This window comes from Paenibacillus sp. NPDC058177 (genome assembly GCF_042883835.1).
Taxonomy (GTDB): domain Bacteria; phylum Bacillota; class Bacilli; order Paenibacillales; family Paenibacillaceae; genus Paenibacillus_AQ; species Paenibacillus_AQ agri.
The window spans coordinates 1-17,873 of the sequence record NZ_JBHVVB010000006.1; the positions used below are offsets into that span (position 1 = coordinate 1).

General features: G+C 49.4%; 11 protein-coding genes. 1 reads left to right on the forward strand and 10 read right to left on the reverse strand.

The genetic code is table 11. The annotated features are described in order from the left end of the window. From ACFVU8_RS21700 to ACFVU8_RS21710, 3 genes are all read right to left on the reverse strand, one after another. The coding region (locus ACFVU8_RS21700) for a lectin-like domain-containing protein (RefSeq protein ID WP_483875057.1) at positions 1-1,568 on the reverse strand (1,568 nt) is incomplete at its 3' end. A 361-nt stretch (positions 1,569-1,929) separates the two neighbouring features. Next, positions 1,930-2,175 carry a DUF4321 domain-containing protein gene (locus tag ACFVU8_RS21705; RefSeq protein WP_379469949.1) on the reverse strand — a complete coding sequence of 82 codons (246 nt, stop codon included), beginning with the start codon at positions 2,173-2,175 and terminating at the stop codon, positions 1,930-1,932. 139 nt (positions 2,176-2,314) lie between these two features. Beyond that, the gene (locus ACFVU8_RS21710) at positions 2,315-3,673 is read right to left on the reverse strand and encodes an SPOR domain-containing protein (protein ID WP_387430144.1); all 1,359 of its coding nucleotides are present in this window, start codon (positions 3,671-3,673) and stop codon (positions 2,315-2,317) included. 267 nt (positions 3,674-3,940) lie between these two features. Here ACFVU8_RS21710 and ACFVU8_RS21715 point away from each other — a divergent pair, with 267 nt between their 5' ends. After that, positions 3,941-4,927 carry a diaminopimelate dehydrogenase gene (locus ACFVU8_RS21715; protein ID WP_175369736.1) on the forward strand — a complete coding sequence of 329 codons (987 nt, stop codon included), beginning with the start codon at positions 3,941-3,943 and terminating at the stop codon, positions 4,925-4,927. A gap of 85 nt (positions 4,928-5,012) precedes the next feature. On the opposite strand, the gene ACFVU8_RS21720 is transcribed toward ACFVU8_RS21715, so the two are convergent. The 7 genes from ACFVU8_RS21720 to ACFVU8_RS21750 form a co-directional block, all read right to left on the reverse strand. Beyond that, positions 5,013-6,194, reverse strand: coding sequence for a glycosyltransferase (locus tag ACFVU8_RS21720; RefSeq protein ID WP_387430146.1), 1,182 nt, complete (start codon positions 6,192-6,194; stop codon positions 5,013-5,015). 265 nt (positions 6,195-6,459) lie between these two features. Continuing rightward, complete coding sequence (locus ACFVU8_RS21725; protein ID WP_387430148.1) at positions 6,460-7,575, reverse strand: GGDEF domain-containing protein; 1,116 nt, start codon at positions 7,573-7,575, stop codon at positions 6,460-6,462. A gap of 119 nt (positions 7,576-7,694) precedes the next feature. Next, the gene (locus ACFVU8_RS21730; protein ID WP_387430150.1) at positions 7,695-8,855 is read right to left on the reverse strand and encodes a GGDEF domain-containing protein; all 1,161 of its coding nucleotides are present in this window, start codon (positions 8,853-8,855) and stop codon (positions 7,695-7,697) included. Positions 8,856-9,083: 228 nt separating this feature from the next. Beyond that, positions 9,084-10,460: a UDP-N-acetylmuramate--L-alanine ligase gene (gene murC, locus ACFVU8_RS21735; protein WP_387430152.1), complete on the reverse strand. Its 1,377-nt coding sequence runs from the start codon at positions 10,458-10,460 to the stop codon at positions 9,084-9,086. A 7-nt stretch (positions 10,461-10,467) separates the two neighbouring features. Further along, positions 10,468-11,838 (reverse strand): bifunctional folylpolyglutamate synthase/dihydrofolate synthase, encoded by a 1,371-nt coding sequence (locus ACFVU8_RS21740; RefSeq protein WP_175369729.1) that lies wholly within the window; start codon positions 11,836-11,838, stop codon positions 10,468-10,470. Positions 11,839-11,843: 5 nt separating this feature from the next. Further along, a complete protein-coding gene (locus ACFVU8_RS21745) occupies positions 11,844-14,480 on the reverse strand; it encodes a valine--tRNA ligase (protein WP_387430527.1) in 2,637 nt (878 codons plus the stop codon). Between the two features lie 525 nt (positions 14,481-15,005). Continuing rightward, positions 15,006-16,472 (reverse strand): LysM peptidoglycan-binding domain-containing protein, encoded by a 1,467-nt coding sequence (locus tag ACFVU8_RS21750; protein ID WP_387430154.1) that lies wholly within the window; start codon positions 16,470-16,472, stop codon positions 15,006-15,008. Positions 16,473-17,873 lie beyond the last annotated feature (1,401 nt).

Sequence of the window (17,873 nt, forward strand, 5' to 3'; positions counted from 1 at the left end):
GTGACGAGGTGATTGCCCGCTCCTGCGCTTGCCGTTACCTTCGTCGTATTCGGACCGGTTCCCGGCAATGGCGATGCTGGCAATGTTGGCGCAGGTCCTGGAATATCGACAATAACGGATGCTGAAGATGCTGATTGTACATTGTTCTTCACGGTCGTTACCGTGTAAGTATGATTTGTTCCTGCAGCCAGACCTGTTACAGCATAACTCGTGTTATTCACGGTAGTAAGCAGTGTTCCGTTATCAAATAACTGATACGAAGTTGCACCCGTCACAGCGCTCCAAGTTAACGTAGCCCCTGTATTAGTTACAGCGCTTTTCGTCAAGTTTATAGGAGAAGCTGGAATATCCTGAACACTATATGCTCCCCCCTCGACAATTGCCGTTACGCTACCAGGATTCGTGTTAGGTGTAGAGCCCATATTCAGTAACACCTGTGCCTGTCCATTAGCATTCGCACTTATTACTGCTGGTACAGGTGTAATCGGTTGTCCGTTAATATCTTCAATGGTTCCACTATTCGCTTTAATTGTAATAGGAACGTTTCCTACTGGATTACCACTTGAATCCTTCGCCGTCACTGTCAATTGTGTTTTGCCTGGCTTGCTATTAGCAGCAGTTGCCATTGTAACGGAAATAGGTGCTTGCTGGTATTTTGTATTAGGATCAGCCGTATCAATCGGATCAACATTATTGGTAAAATACCAATTCAAGATATCGTGATTCTCCCAAGCTCCACCAGTCGAAGCCGTAAACCCAGCAAAAACGGCATCCTGGTTCCTAAAAATCGCCCCCAGATCGACGCTGTTCACATCTAGTGCCTTTATTGCCGTGTTTCTATTATTAGAACCCTTATTAATATACACTTTCACATTCTTTGTAGAGCCATCATAGTCTACCCAAGCGTGATAGACTGAACCGTCCTTTAACTTGTATCCAATCGGAAGTAAGTTGTAGGTCGGAAGTGTATTATTTATATTACCGTTTACGCCAAGCCCGACATAGCTATCACTCGGATCACCTAGTTCCACATTCCTGTAAGTATCGAACTTAACTGCAAAGCTCGGAGTAATCCCGCTATATCCAATTCCGCCGCCGGGTGTCCCGGCATTGCTCTGCATGGTTTGAACAGTAAAAGTAATCCCGTCAGCACCAGCTATTCCCGAAGGATTATTCACCGCAGCATTAAATCCGCTGGCAAATCCTTGCTCGGTAAACCGAAAGGTAAAATAGGTACTGAAGGAAAAACTATTTTGACTATAAATTTTCTGCTTGCTGAATACAGTGCCATAGGACCCGCCGGAACTGAATCCGGTACGACCATCCGCTGCTGAATTTAAACGAAGGATGCGTTTGGGATTGGCACCTGCATCGGATACAACCGCACTTTTGCCGTTTAGAGATAATACATTACTAATATTGGTGTCAGAAAAATCATCATATTTGAATGTCACCCACTTGGTTGTAGCCGCTGGAGCGGCTCCTGCCGGCAAAGCGGGGGTGATTATACCAAAGAACAACACCGATAACAGGACATACGATATAAATTTTTTAAACGCTCGTTCCATAATACTTCAACCCTCTCTTCCCTTTAAAGCAACAGCATGAGTCGATTCAAACCTATTGCTTAAGTTAATGTACAAACCTTGTTCGCACGACTTTTTATTTTGCTAAATACGAAATCTCGAGTCGACAACTCCACACCCTTTCTGTCGAAAATAGTTCTTTTTTCCCTATTTCTACCGGAACTTTTTAACCATAGCACACCATTCTGAGCAGATTCTGAGCAACAAAAAAGCGGCTTACGCCTACGACTCATCGTCGGCGCTGCCGCTGTATATCCGGGATAATATTCCTAGTATAGACTACATTGGTGCAATCCCCAGATCTTCTTGCTTTAGGTTTGTAAATTCGTTGATGGTAAGTAAATCACCGCCGGCGGTACAGCCAAACAGCAATAATGATACCCGCGAGACTTAATATGCACAGTTTAAATTGAATAGTGATGTCGTAACTAATGATGTCAAGATCAGCTTGCGGCGACCATTTTAGCAGCGTCGATTTTGTAAGAAAAGATAGCGCCTTTACAGGTTCCAGCAGCTTGGCAATCCAAGCGCCAGTCAGCCAGCCCAGAATTAGAAATAACAGCAGTATTCCTACATTTTTCTTCTTCATGTCCGTCTTCCCTCACCATTTTTTTACATCCTAATTATTATACGGTGAAACAGATTTCAATACAAACTCTAAATCCCGATTCCCTGGTATACAAAAAATCCTCCCTATTAGCACTTGCCTAATAGAAAGGATTTATAGGTTAAGAGGAACTGGCCCCCATGGCGGCCAACAGTTTTTTCTGACCGGTTAGAAAGTCCATCATCGAGCCTTGTACTTCCCATAGCAGTCCGCTAGCTTTGCTCTTGTTATACTCAGCGAGCGCTGAGATACCCTGGTTCATCGACTTCTCCAGCGAGGCCAAGAGCGCCTGTGTCTCCGGCGGAAGGGACTGCTCCAGCCCTTTGGCGGCCTCCTTCCACTGGAGATGGATATCGCTGACAGCGGCAGCTCCTGCTGTATCGACCTGTCCCGTGCTGAGTAGTGCAGCAGACAGACTGCTAAGTTCCCCCAGTAATTTGTCGCTGGCTGTGAAGTAGCCTTCCACTGTCTCGGCGTTCCCGGCATAGGCTAGCCGCTCTGCAGCCGGCAGGGTGACTTCCCGCACGTACAGCTCAATGCCCTGATTCTTCAAGCCGCCGCTAAGCAGCTTGGCCTGTTCCCGGTCCGGCGACAGACCCGCATATACCCGGTTGCCGTCATCCGGGTCAATCCCTGCGGCAAGACCAGCGCCAAGCAGTTCCTTCCGAGCTTGGGAAGCACCGTCCGGTGAGCTGAAAACGCCATACTGGAGTAAGTAGTAGCTCTGTTGCGTAATGTGCACGGGAATCGTGTTCACACTGGGATTTCCATTCTCCGCTAAGGGCAGCCCCGAAGTCCCTACGCCAGCAGGATCCGCAGCCTTGTCACTGTTCGGATTCTGTACGGCAGCTTGGCCATTGACAGGTGCATTACCACCAGCGCCCGGGCCACCCCCGCCGAAGAAGGAAAGAGCAGTGTAACCTAGCAGCAGTCCCGTTCCTAACGCTCCGGCGACGGAGAGCGCAAATTTCCACCAATATGAGGGACGGCGAGTATGATAAGCACCACCGTACCCGCCAATCTCCTTTTCACCATTGTATTCATATTGTTCGGGAACAGGGTCGTATCCGGCCTGGGTTGGAATTTTGCGCGAACGCCATTCCTCTTCTTCCTCTTCTTCGACAAAAGGGAGTGGAGGGCGGCGGGAATCCCACAGGTCAGGAGGCGTGTTGCCATGAAAGAAAGTCTGCCGCCTCGGCAATATGCCACCATCCTCCTCTATCTTCTCTATATCCTGCCAGCGGTGGTCCTTCATGCCTGATGAATAGCCGTAAGTAGGCTGGGACACGGTTTCACGTATGGTGAGCGGTTCCGGCTCGAACACCCAACCGTGGTCCAGAAAATCGTCCTCCTGCTTCAGCGGTTCAGTCTTACTTTCCTGAGCCGTCCCGACATTGCTACTGGAGCGGCGTTCTTCTTCTTTCGGCCACGGCTTGTCCTTGTCAACATCGAACCGGAATGTCATTCTCCCGTTATTCACTGCCCGCACCTCACCTTATCTGTTCTATATCAGAAGATATGATAGAAGATAGGGAGATATGCTATATTTTTAGAATTCACCTCTATTCTGAAGGCCTCTTACCATTTGAAAAATACAAGCTTGTCCCCTTTACGTGTGCGCTCTCTTCGCATATTATGTTAAAATAACACCGTGTGTTACGTTGAGGGCGCAAGCTTAATCTTGATCCCGATAGTCAACATTCTAGGGGTTAATCTTACATTTTCTATCACATTAGGAGGGCTTCTTCTGCAACAGTCAATCAAAGCAGCAATCGTAGGCTATGGCAATCTTGGAAAAGGTGTGCGCAAGGCGATTGCCCAAAGCGCGGATATCGAACTCGTAGCAATTTTCACTCGCCGGGAACCCGGACAAGTGGAAGCCGGTGAAGCCGGTGTGAAATTCGAGCATATTTCGGCCGTTGAGCAGTATAAAGGTAAAGTTGATGTCATGATTCTATGTGGTGGCTCTGCTACCGATCTGCCGGAACAGACTCCTGCGATCGCGAGCCTGTTCAATACAGTGGACAGCTTCGATACACATGCCAAAATTCCTGAATTCTTTGCTACCGTAGATGCCGCAGCTAAGCAAGGCGGCACACTCAGCGTAATCTCTACTGGCTGGGACCCAGGCCTCTTCTCAATGAACCGCCTGCTGGCCGAATCCATCCTGCCTGAGGGCAAGGAATATACCTTCTGGGGCAAAGGCGTCAGCCAAGGCCACTCCGATGCGATCCGCCGGGTACAAGGCGTCAAAGCCGGCGTACAATATACCGTTCCTGTCCAAGAAGTTATCGATGCCATCCGTTCCGGAGAAACACCGGAACTGACTACACGCGAGAAGCATCTTAGAGAATGTTATGTTGTAGCAGAGGAAGGTGCAGACCGCGAAGCGATCCGTGCCGAAATCGTCAACATGCCTAACTATTTTGCTGACTATGATACTACAGTTACCTTCATCACGGAGGAAGAGCTGGCCGCACAACACAGCGGAATTCCACATGGCGGCTTTGTCATTCGCAGTGGTGTTACCGGCGAAGGCACAAAACAAATTGTTGAGTTCGGCCTCAAGCTGGAAAGCAATCCTGAATTCACAGCCAGCGTTCTCGTAGCTTATGCTAGAGCCGCTGTCCGCCTAAGCAACGAAGGCCAAAGCGGAGCTAAAACCGTGTTCGATATCCCACTGGGACATCTCTCGCCGAAATCGGCGGAAGAACTGCGCCGTAATCTGCTGTAATCCCAGCTATATAAACAACCCGCAACAGACGGCAAGACTCTTGCCTTTCTGTGCGGGTTATTTTATTTATAACGTCAGCCCATTCTTAGACAAGGCTAAGTACTTTCTGCTTGATATCCGTGAATTCGTAATGCTTCAGCAAGGTCTGAAATGCCCGGTCAGCGATAATGGCACCCAGTTCTTGGTCCTGCAGCAGGGTTACAATACTTTGTGCGATCTCCTCGATGGTCTTTGCAGTCAGGATATTCTGCTTATGCTCGCAGATTAGGGTCTCTGACCCACGAAACGTCGTGACAACAGGAGTTTTTAACGCCCATGACTCCAGAATTTCTGGACGGGCCTCTATCCCTTCAAGCAAAGGCGCAAACAAAACCTTGGATTGGCGTATGTAATGAATTGCCTCTTCGGCAGAGTCTGCAATGAATACATTCTTTTCTTCCTTAAGCGACTCCAAAATTTCAGGTTCCAGTGTATGACTGGTGATATAGAATTTAGCGCCGGGTACCTTCTCACGAACCGCCGGCAGAATATTCTGCTGAAAGAGTAGTGCAGCACGTTTCCCCTGTGGGGTACTCATATTCCAATGAAGAACAACCCCGTCCACTTTACCCACTGGTTCCGCTTTCTCATATCTATCAAGATTGATAAACGAGGGGAGCACCTGTACCTTGCCAGCATCCTCAAAGGATACCGCTTTGAACGAAAGAGCATCCCATTCTGAAGCAGCCAGCAGCAGCGCCGTCTTGTTCATCGTCCGCTGCATGTCCTTGCGCAACCGCGCAGCATTCAGATGGTCATAGGGCTTAATAAAGATTCTCTTTCTGCCCGTCTTTAGATAAGTACGTCCAGTCCGTGGCTGGAAGGCATCCATGATCAAAGTAATCCCAGGCTGTACCCGATTGAGAATATCCAGATAACTTCCAGGTAAATTATAAGACAAGAAGGCATGACTGTATGAATTCATATGGCAAAGCTCGGCGATGGCGAGCTTCATTTCTTTACTCATATTTCCCGGATAGAACCGTCTTCCCGGCGTATATAGCGACCCCAGCTTCTTCCCCCGTAAAGGCCCCGTCATCTTAACCTGATGAACCGTGAGTGAGCTCCCCGCTTCCGGGAGATCAATCGTATGATAATTGCCATACAACAGCAGATCAACATCATATTTCTCCAGTAAAATCTCAAGAATACTTCTCGTCCTGATCCAGCCTTCGCCATCTTCCTGACTATGAGTACGGGCGGATAGGAATAATAATCTCTTACGCATGAATTTCGACTCCTTGTTGCTCTATAGAAATAATGCTCCCCAAGCTATTCGTGCACAAAAAAGCAGGATAAAAGGCATCCTACTTCTGATATGAAACTTTAGATGCATATCTATAGTAACTCATCTTTCGCCAAAAGGGTGTCGATTTATAGGATAAAAGAATTATTTTTATCAAGATTTAGATAGATGCTATATAATTTGTCCCAGACGGTCTTACATCACCTCCACTTTTTACAGAGAGAGGCACAAACAGCCCCCATCTGCCTTAGTGCAGATGAGAGCTGTTGTCTTGACTTCGCACCACACGATTGCGGCCGCTTTGTTTTGCTTGATAAAGTGCACTATCGGTCAGCTTATACAACGCATTGAGCGAAATCCGCTCACTTGATTGCACGGTAATGATCCCAATGCTGACGGAATAATCGAACTGGACGCCATTGATCACCGCCCCCGACACGGAAGTTCGTAGCCGTTCGGCAATTTCATCGCTTGCTGCTTCGTCCGCCTGCCCAAGAAGCACAGCGAACTCCTCCCCGCCGAACCGGCCGAAGAGATCCTCATTCCTTAGCTGTTGTACTATTTTGGCAGCAAAATCCTTCAACACCTTATCCCCAGTGTCATGCCCGTATGTATCATTCACATTCTTGAAATGGTCAATATCCAGCAGCAGGAACGAAAACGGCGTGACTTCCTTCGCTGCCGTAACGATCAGCCTGCGAGCGCGCAAGGCAAACGATCTGCGGTTAAGAATACCCGTCAGCTCGTCATAGCTCGCTACCCGTTCCAGTTCAGCGTAAGACTGTTCCCTCGAGAGCAGCATAAAGCCGGCCGTTCCCAGGAACATCAGCAAATAAATTCCCATTCGAAAGAGCATCTGCAGGCCTTGTTCCGCTTGCGCACTCAACAAATTTTCAGGATATAGAATGGTAAAAGCACCGCAGCCAAGAGCGGCAATGGCTATGCTGTACAGCAGACCCATCATTTTCTGCAAAGGGGAATCCTTACTCTTCACTGCCAGTCTGTAAGTTGGGTACAGTAGTGCAATTGCACTGATCACAGCCGGTCCCGCCAAGAGGACACGTTCCTGCCCAAAGGCTACATGGAGAAGCAACAGAAGAACAGCGGCAACTCCTCCCCATGTACAGTAACGTTTCTGGAGCGCATGACTGGAGGCATCCAGAAGCAATAACAGGGCCAGGGCCTCCACTATTCCACTACTGATACCGAATAAGGCAACGAGAGGAATTATCCATTTGGAGGGAATGAAATCTCTCAGCATCAACATGATCAGCAGTGCCAATTGCAGACCTTTGCCACCAATAAATACGGAATAGGTCATATCCTTGTGATAACGGGACCGATAGGCCAAGATAAGCAGCACTGTAAACAGGTTCCCGAGCATCAGGCAGAACAGAAGTGTATTCAGATTAAAGTTGATGTTGATAATTTCACCCCCTATGCGTTAACAAGCTGGGTACTTCTTCATATGCACTTGAACTCTCAGGTCCATTTAGAGCGAACCACCTGGTTTCTCCCGTTCTGCTTTGCCTGATACAGCGCCCTATCGGAGATTGTGTAAAGTTTGTCCAAATCAGAGTTGCCCTGAGGCCGAATGGTAATAACGCCAATACTAACCGTATATTGCAGTGAAAGATCCGGATAGGTGGAGTTCATTATGGCGAGCCGGATATTCTCCGCCTTGCGGCTACTTTCTTCTTCATTCGCCCCCTCGAGCAAAATAGCGAATTCTTCCCCGCCGAGCCTGCCGAACAAATCGCCCAAACCCAGCTTGTCTTGTGTGGTATACGCAAAGCTTTGGAGTACCTTGTCTCCTATATTATGCCCCCAGCTGTCATTCACTTGCTTAAAATGATCAATATCCAGCAGGAGAAAAGAGATCCATGCTTGTCTTTTCGCAGCAAGATCCAGCTTCACCCTGGTCTCACTCATAAAAGCCCGGCGGCTCAGAATTCCGGTAAGCTCGTCATAGGCTGCAATTCGTTTTAACCTCTCATGGGATTGCTCATTCGACAGCAGATAAAAGCCAGCATTGTATAAAATCATCAGCAAATACAGGCCGATGTAATATAATTCCTGAGATAGATTGCCGCTGAACACAGTCATCCTCGGCTCTTCAAAAGCAACCACTGCCCTTACTCCTAAAATGATGGCATAGACATAGAATAGTGATCCCATCATTTTTTGCAGTGGCGAAGCGTATTTGTCGGCTGTCAACAGACGAGCCGGATAAAGAATGAATAACATGACCCACAATGAGGCCGTAGCAATGCGCAGACCAGATTGGTTAAAAAACAACGCGACAATAACATAGCTCAGTACACTGCCAACGATAAATACAGTGTAATATATCTTCACCTTGTCCCCCAGCAATCCTAGCATTTTGAGCAAGGCCAGCATTTCCAGACAACCTCCGCAGAGCATCAGGCCATTGCTGACTGGTATGATGAAGCCATGGGGGAGATCATCCCAGACCAGCAGAGAGCTCCAGTAACCGAGCTGCAACCATTTGGAGAAGGTAAACAGGCGGGAAGCAGAATCTCTGGGAGAACGAAACTGATAAGAGGTTGCAAGAAGAATAGTGAATAAATTACCAAAAATAAACGCAGTGATCATACTTTCTATCTCAATCTGAAAGCTCATTAGTACACCACCATGTACGAGAAAGTCACTCATTTATCAATTCCAAGATGTATCCTAAGGCTTTATCGGCAAAAAAACAATGTTTGTTCACTTCTAATTTCAAATAATTCTCTAACTACAAAAAACACCCCTTAAAGGTAACGGAATAACAACTGTTATCCCGGGTAACCTTTAAGGGGTGTGATTCAAACGAAAATCCCTGATTCTCTGGTTGGCTTCTGCCTCATACTAGCGTTTCTTCAGTTGATCCGCCAGCGTGTAACCCACTTTCCAGATATCGCCTGCGCCCATCGTAATCACAAGGTCGCCGGACGCAATCCGGTCTTGCAAATCGGCCACAACATCTTCCTTGGTCGGCAGATGACGTGCGCCCGCATTGCTGTTCTGCTTGATCAGCTCTACCAGCTTCGCCGAGGTTACGCCTTCGATCTGCTTCTCCCCAGCCGGGGAGTAGATGTCGGTAATAATAACCTCATCCGCTTCACTGAAAGCTCTGCTGAAGGCATCCAGTAAGAAGAAGGTTCGAGTATACCGCTGCGGCTGGAATACGGCAATGATCCGCTTGCCAGTTGCCTTGGCTGCACTGATGGTCGCCTGAATCTCAGTCGGGTGATGTGCATAGTCATCGATGACTAGGATATCATCCACCTCGCCGAGAACCTGGAAGCGGCGCTTGGCACCATGGAAATTGACAATGGCTTTGGCAATATCCTCGAACGGTATCCCTGCTTTGAGACAGGTAATAACCGTAGCCATCGCATTGTACAGGTTGTGCTGTCCAGGTACGGACAATTCAATCCGGCCTAGCACCTCGCCATAGCCGTTCATCGTGAAGGACACCTGTCTATCGCCTAACACAATGTCAGTCGCAGTGTAGTCTGCGGTCGGTGAATGGATACCGTAAGTCGTTACATTACCCTTCACTTCAGGCAACAGAGAGATAACATTCTCGTCATCCGAGCATACGATAGCAGTGCCATCTTCACGTAGTTGGTTCATAAACTGCACGTAAGCAGCCTTCAGACGGCCAAAGTCCCCGCCGTAGTTCTCCAGGTGGTCAGCTTCGATATTCGTGACAATGCCAAGCCAAGGGTGGTACTGCAGGAATGAGCCATCACTCTCATCCGCTTCTGCAACGACATACTCCCCTTGTCCGGCCTTGGCATTCGTACCGATATTCATAATTTCCCCACCGATGATATACGTAGGGTCCACACCGCATTCTTCCATAACCAGAGCGATCATGGAGGAGGTTGTGGTCTTACCATGGGCGCCAGCAACAGCTACGCCTTTCCGTTCATTCAGCAGCCGGCCCAGCATCTGCGAGCGGTGCAGAACCGGAATCTTCAGCCGTTCCGCCTCGACCCATTCCACATTGTCGTTGGACAAAGCGGTAGAGTAGACGACCAAATCCGCGCCCTTTACCTGCTCAGCGGTATGTCCAATATAGACCTTCGCGCCTTTTGCAATCAATTTATCCGTTAATTCTTGCGACGCGACATCAGAGCCCGTCACTGTATATCCCATTTCTAGCATTACCCGGGCAATCGCGCTCATACCGTAGCCGCCGATCCCTATAAAATGCACACGTTCAGTAGTATCCAACAGTTCGTCACCAGCCTTTTTCAGAATCGGGTTGCTGCAAAATCGCACCGCGCACATCAGATATTAAATACAGCGTGCCGGAGACTACAGCCAGGTCTTCCTGAGTTGTAGTCGACTTCAGCAATTGCAGCGCTTTGTCCCAATCACGTTCTACTATAATCACCAAATTTTCTTTGGCATATTTCTCCCGCAAGCTCTCTGCAATCGCCCGCAGGTCTTCCGCGTCCATTTTCTTCCGGAAATCCGGTTCGGTCAGGATGAGCGTATCCACTATAGGCAGTATATGCTTGAAATACGATTCATGATGCTTATTTGCCAGCATACCCATAAGCAAATTTAATTTATCGTATTTATAGAACTGCGGGAGGCTCTTGGCGAGCGTTTCCGCCCCCTCCGGATTATGGGCGCCGTCCAGCACAATCCTTGGAGACACTTCTTCCAGTCTTCCGGCCCAGAAAGTGCGGCGGAAGCCTTCCTGCACATCTTCATCATCCAGCATGAATGCCATATACTGCCGCAAGGATTCCAGAGCCATCATGGCCCCGGCAGCATTACTGCATTGATGCTCGCCCTTCAAGCCGATGCCAATCTCAATCGATCGGAAAGGACCTTTGAACATAAAGGTCTGCAGACCCTCGCGGATTCCGGTGACTTCATAGCTGAAGTCTTCTCCGGCAAGGTAGAGTTTGGAGCGGCATTCCGCCGCCTTTTTCTTGAGCACCGCTACTGCTTCCGGCTGAGTCACACAGCTAACCACAGGGACGCCGGGCTTAATGATTCCGGCCTTCTCTGTGGCAATCTGCTCCAGGGTATCTCCAAGGACATCCGTATGATCGAAGCCCACGTTGGTGATGATCGAGACGATAGGGGTAACGATGTTCGTTACATCCAGCCTTCCCCCAAGCCCCGTCTCCCATACGACAACGTCGGGATAGGCATGCTCCGCATAGTAGACAATCGCTAGTGCTGTGGCTACCTCGAACATGGTAGGCGAACCAAGCTCACTCGCTGCGATCTCTTCTACCAACGGATGCAGGGTATTCGCTACTGCTGTCAAAGTCTCCTCAGAAATGTCCTCCCCGTTATATTGAAACCGGTTCGTAAATTTCGTTATATACGGTGAAGTGAATGTCCCAACGGAATAACCACTTTGTAGCAAGGTGCTTGTCAAAAAAGCGCAGGTCGAACCTTTGCCGTTCGTTCCCGCTACATGAATAAACTTAAGCTTGCGGTGCGGATTGCCCAGCTTTTCCATCATCGCTAGAATCCGCTCCATTCCTGGGCGAATACCGAATGGAATCAGACCGTTAATCCAGTCCACAGCTTCTCTATATGTTCCAAGAGGGGCGGTGCCTCCGCCCCGGATCATGTCTTCCATGTCGTTTATCCTCTCAGCTCTGCGATGCGGGCAAGAACCTTTTCCCGTTTGGCGGAATAATCGGCCTGTTTCGCCCGTTCCTCTTCGATGACTTTTGCTGGAGCCTTGGCTACGAAGCCTAGGTTGCTCAGCTTCTTCTCCACACGCTCAACTTCGCTGTTCAGCGTCTGCACTTCTTTTTCCAGTCGGGCAATTTCCTGATCAATATCAATCAGCCCGGACAGCGGCAGCAGCAGCTCAGCGCCAGTAACTACAGCCGACATCACCTTACCTTCGGTTACCGGATTCAGGCCGGCTGCGAACGAGGAGGTGTTACAGAAGCGGCTGATGTAATTGTCATTGCGCTGAATGATGCCCAGAATGTCTTCATTTCCGGCTTTAATGATGAGGTCAACTTTCTTGCTCATCGGCACGTTCACTTCCGCCCGGATATTACGGACAGCGCGGATAATATCCATCAGGATATTCATCTCCGCAACAGCTTCGGCGTTCTCCAGTGCCTGGTCATATTCCGGCCAAGCTGCAAGAGTGATCGTCTCTCCTTCATGCGGCAGATGCTGCCAGATCTCTTCCGAGATGAACGGCATGAACGGATGAATCAGACGCAGTGTACGATCAAGCGTATAAGCCAGAACCGATTGCGTCTTCGATTTGGCGGCTTCATTCGTGCCGTACAGATTCAATTTGGCGAACTCGATATACCAGTCGCAGAGATCGTCCCAGATGAAATTGTAAAGCACACGGCCCGTCTCGCCGTATTCGTACGCGTCAATTAGACGCGTAATTTCGCGAGAAGTTTCGTTCAGGCGGTGCAGAATCCAATGATCTGCTGTGCTCAAATCACCTGTAATGTCGATATCCTCGAAGGAAACACCCTCCAGATTCATCAGTGCAAAGCGCGACGCATTCCAGATCTTGTTGGCGAAATTACGCGCTTGCTCTACCTTCTCTATACGGAAGCGCAGATCCTGTCCAGCAGTAATACCTGTGGAGATCATGTAGCGTAATGCATCCGCGCCGTACTTCTCGATAACCTCAAGTGGGTCGATACCGTTACCAAGCGATTTGGACATTTTGCGTCCTTCGGCATCACGTACAAGTCCGTGAATCAACACATCCTTGAACGGCTTCTTGCCAGTGAATTCCTGAGAGGAGAAAATCATCCGCGCTACCCAGAAGTAGATAATGTCATAGCCGGTAACGAGCACATTGTTCGGGAAATAACGAGCCAGATCGCTACTCGTCTCATCCGGCCAGCCGAGTGTGGCGAACGGCCACAGATTCGAGCTGAACCAGGTATCCAGTACGTCCTCATCCTGCTTCAGGTCATTCAGGCCGCTTGCTGCTTGCGCTTCCTCCTCGCTCATGGCTACGAATACTTCGCCAGTAGATTCGGAATACCAGGCTGGAATTCTATGTCCCCACCAGAGCTGACGAGAGATACACCAATCGCGAACATTTTCGATCCAGTTCATGTAGGTCTTCTCAAAGCGCTCAGGTACAAAGTTAACGCCTGTTCCATCCTTCTGCGCGTTGATCGCTTCCTCTGCCAGAGGCTGCATTTTTACAAACCATTGGGTGGACAGATACGGCTCAATCACGGCGCCTGAACGCTCGCTGTGACCCACCTGATGCACATGATCTTCGATGGATATAAGGACACCCTGTTCCTTGAGATCAGCCGTAATTGCCTTGCGGGCATCGCTACGATCCTGGCCTTGATATGGACCCGCCTCAGCGTTCATGGTGCCGCTCTCGTCCATCACGTTGATCTGTGGCAGATCGTGGCGTAGTCCTACTTCGAAGTCGTTCGGATCATGTGCCGGTGTAATTTTCACCGCGCCGCTACCGAACTCTTTGTCAACATACTCATCAGCAATAACCGGAATCTCGCGTCCAATAATTGGCAGAATCAGCGTCTTCCCGATCATATCTGTGTAACGCTCATCCTCTGGATGCACCGCTACCGCTGTATCGCCCAGCATCGTCTCCGGACGGGTGGTAGCTACCGTAATATAACCACTGCCATCCTTAAGTGGATAACGGAGGTGGTACAAATGGCCGTTAACTTCCTTATACTCTACTTCGATATCAGACAGCGCTGTGCGGGCAGCCGGGTCCCAGTTAATGATCCGCTTGCCTCTGTAGATCAGGCCCTTCTCATAAAGCTTGACAAAGACGTGGCGCACCGCGTGGGACATGCCCTCATCCAGCGTAAAGCGTTCGCGTGAGTAATCAAGCGACAGCCCCATTTTTGCCCACTGCTCATGAATGACATCAGCATATTGGTCTTTCCACTCCCACACTTGCTCCAGGAACTTCTCACGTCCAAGATCATAGCGGCTAATTCCCTGCTCGCGCAGCTTCTGTTCCACTCTCGTCTGAGTGGCGATACCGGCATGGTCCGTTCCCGGTAGCCACAGTGTATCGTAACCCTGCATGCGTTTCGTACGAATAAGGATGTCCTGCAGTGTATTAACGAGCGTATGGCCAATATGCAGCATGCCCGTTACATTCGGCGGGGGAATGACAATACTGTAGGGTTCTGCTTCCGGACGTAATCCAGCCTTAAAAAACTCATTTTCTATCCAGTAGCGGTACCACTTATCCTCCGCTGCCTTGGGATCATATGTTGTCGGCATACCGTTCTTGGAATCCTGGGCTGCGTTCTCTGCCGCTGAATCCTGCTGGCCCGACAGCTCCTCGGATGAATTGTTATTGTGTTCAGCCATTTCTATACCCTCCGTTTACATCGTTTGATTACAGTTATACCTGTTTTAGATTGAAAAAAAACAAAAAAGGCCCCTCGTCTCAAAGGACGAAAGGCCATTCTTTCGCGGTACCACCTTTGTTTCGCACCAATGGAAAAATAAAACTCCGCTTCTTGACCCTAAATAGGTCAGAAACCCAGTGCGACACCTCGTACAGATAACGGCTGCTACCGGCCACTTCCTAACCTGGATTCCACAGAATGAAAGACAAGCTCAGAGGGGCGACTCCGGGGCGACTTCGGGGGCTGGATCCTGCGGAATTTCACAGCACTTGCAATTCCGCTCTCTGAAGGGCTTACCGCCTACTCTTCCCGTTCCCAGTCTTTGACTAAATAGTGCTTACTCCATAATACATTTAGAGTTAAACATAGTCAACCTGGGCAAGTGCAGCGTTTATTACGGAATATATAAAACTTGACCCTCTTCAACGTTCTGTCCGCTGAGCCGGTTATAGAGACCCAGTTCACGGGCGCTGAGCTGGTACTTTTCGGCAATCGTATCGAGCGTCTCTTCCCGCTGTACAATGCATAGCCGGACTTTACGGAACAGGTTGCTGCTGCCCGAAGAACTGATGAACCGGCTTTTCCACTCCGTATCATTGCCGACCTCAGGTACAGCCGCATCCTCCGAAACTGACTCCTCAGCCTGAAGAACCTCCTGCTCCTTGCGGCTCTTGCTGGAGCTTAACAACGAAGAGAACGTAAGATGTTCTTTTTCCTTCGCGGCTTCTTCCTTCTTGCTGCCCAGCGCAACCTTGAGATCCTGTTTCTCCTCAGGGGAAGCCTCACTTTCGTGGGACACCGAATCTGCTAATGGAACAGGCTGCGCCTCGGGGGCCGCCGTCTCCGCCTGATTCGCCTCAGCTTGTTCAGAGGAATGTACAGCAGCCTGTGATGGCTCTTTTGCTACCTCCGCATTAGATTCGCTGACAGCGGCAGCATTGTTCTCCACTTCCGGGGAAAGATGCTCGGTCGCGGGCTGTCCGGTCTCCTCGCGATTCCAATGCTCGGAATTGAGCCAGTTATCTGCAGGTGCGGACGGTGCTCCAGTTGACTGGGCTTCAGTGAACTGAGCTTCAGTGAACTGGGCTTCGGTGAACTGAGCCTCAGTAAATTGAGCTTCAGTGAATTGAGTTTCAGCGAACTGGGGATTGCCAGACTGCAGATTTGTTGTCGACTCCAAACTATGTGTGAACACCCGGGGTTCCTTCGCTTTGCCCTGTGAATGAACGGCAGGTGCCTCAGCATTAACAGGTTCGGGCGATGCTGCGAAAGCCACAGGCTCAGCACCGGTAAACGCCAGATTATCCGCTGACGCAACAGTATTCTCCCGCTCCTCTATCGAAGTCTCCTCGGCTGCACCTTCACCAAAGGTCCAGATCGAATTCTCGTACAGTGCATCCCCTTCGGGCGGGTTCTCGGCAGACTCCTGGACCGGTCTCTGCTCAGCAGAGGAGGAATAAGCCACTGTGTACTCTTCTTCCTGCCAGGCTGGCACAGCTTCTGTGCCTTCGATGCCTCGCAGCGACAGTACACCTGTAATATTCACCGTACGCATCGTGAGCAGATCGATATCGAAATTCTCAATCTCCACCCCTATGTCTTCAAGCGAGCTGATCCGTGTCAGCGGAACTGTAATTTCAACGGGAATCGCATGGTCCAGACGCTGTGTCACATCGTCTTCGCTCCGGTAAAGACCGGTAAGCAGCAGTTGGCCGTATAGCTCAGCCCGGTCCTCCCGCTGAATTACCTGGATGTCAGGAAGCAGCTCAACCTCTTCCAGTTCTGCTATTCCAGGCAGCTCTGCCGGCAGGTGAATCCGTTCATAAATATCAAACCGCAAGCCGTGGGACTGGTCAAACACGGGAAATGTCCTCCTTCTTGGCATAATCTAACCCTGAGACAAGCCCAGAGCATAAGCCCAAAATGTTACTCCCCTCATGTATATGCTTCAAATAGAGAGGCATGACAACTTTGGCTGCTACTGGGTGGACAGGATAATTTAAAAAGCCATTACAACAACGTATTGTATGCCTTCACGATTCCGCGGGTTACGGGTAAGTGCCGCATTTGAAGAAGGGTTGAATGGCTGCTGGAAGTAACACCAGGCGGAACAGGCTGTGTCAAAAAGGGAACAGGCGCGGGGGATACACCGGGGTAACAAGTTGTGCTGAAAAAGGGGCTAGGCGCGGGGATACTCTTGGGTAACAAGTTGTGCTATAAAGGCGCCTGATGTTGGGGCTACTCTAGAGTAACTAGTTGTGCTATAAAGGGGCCTGACGCGGGGGATACTCTGGGGTAACTAGTTGTGCTAAAAGGGGCCTGATGTTGGGGCTACTCTAGAGTAACCAGTTGTGCTAAAAAGGAGCTAGACGCGGGGGCTGCTCTGGGGTAACAAGTTGTGCTGAAAAGGGGCTAGACGTTGGGGATACTCTTGGGTAACCAGTTGTGCTATAAAGGGGCCCGACGCTGAGGGATACGCCGCCAAAAAAGGACCGGAAGCTTACGCCACACTGACCACACCGGGTGTGCCAAAAAAGAATCAGACACTAGTGCTACTCTGACCGCACCGGTGTGCCAAAAAAGAATCAGACACTAGTGCTACTCTGACCGCACCGGTGTGCCAAAAAAGCCTCGCCAATAATCTCTGGTTGACCTAATATGGGTTACCTCAAAAGTGAACGGTCACCTTCAAGTAGGCAGTAGAATAAACTCTCATTACAGCAGCATTGATCCTAAACGGAGACGCGCCCCTTTCGGTAGACAGATATAATCATACACCTGCTATGCCAGGAGGAGCTTTATTATCTTATATAAGCCGAACAAATGAAGTAAACAAGAGCAAAGATGAGCGAACGGGGAAGTTTGGAACTTTAGGTGTAAAGCGATCTGCTGAAAGATTTCCATAGGAAAGCTAGCACGGAACATAGACTGTCACAGATTTCAACCAATAGAAGCGGTATGCTCCCCTTCACCAGACATCTTAACAGTAAAAAAGAGGGACCACCTCCCAACTAACGGCATTTTTGTACCTTATTTTTCTTCATTATAGGCAAATGAGGGAAATAAGGGCATTTTTGTATCTTATTTTCCGAAAAAGCACGTTGTATGCGGTATTCTGGAAGATTTAAGGTACAATATTGCACTTAATCTCCTCTAACCCTCAGCAGCAGAGAATTTAAGGTACAAAAATGCCGTTAATTACACTTCCATAATCCAAAAAGTTGATGCGGTAGAGCAGGCTCCATCTCAAACGCAGGGTCTG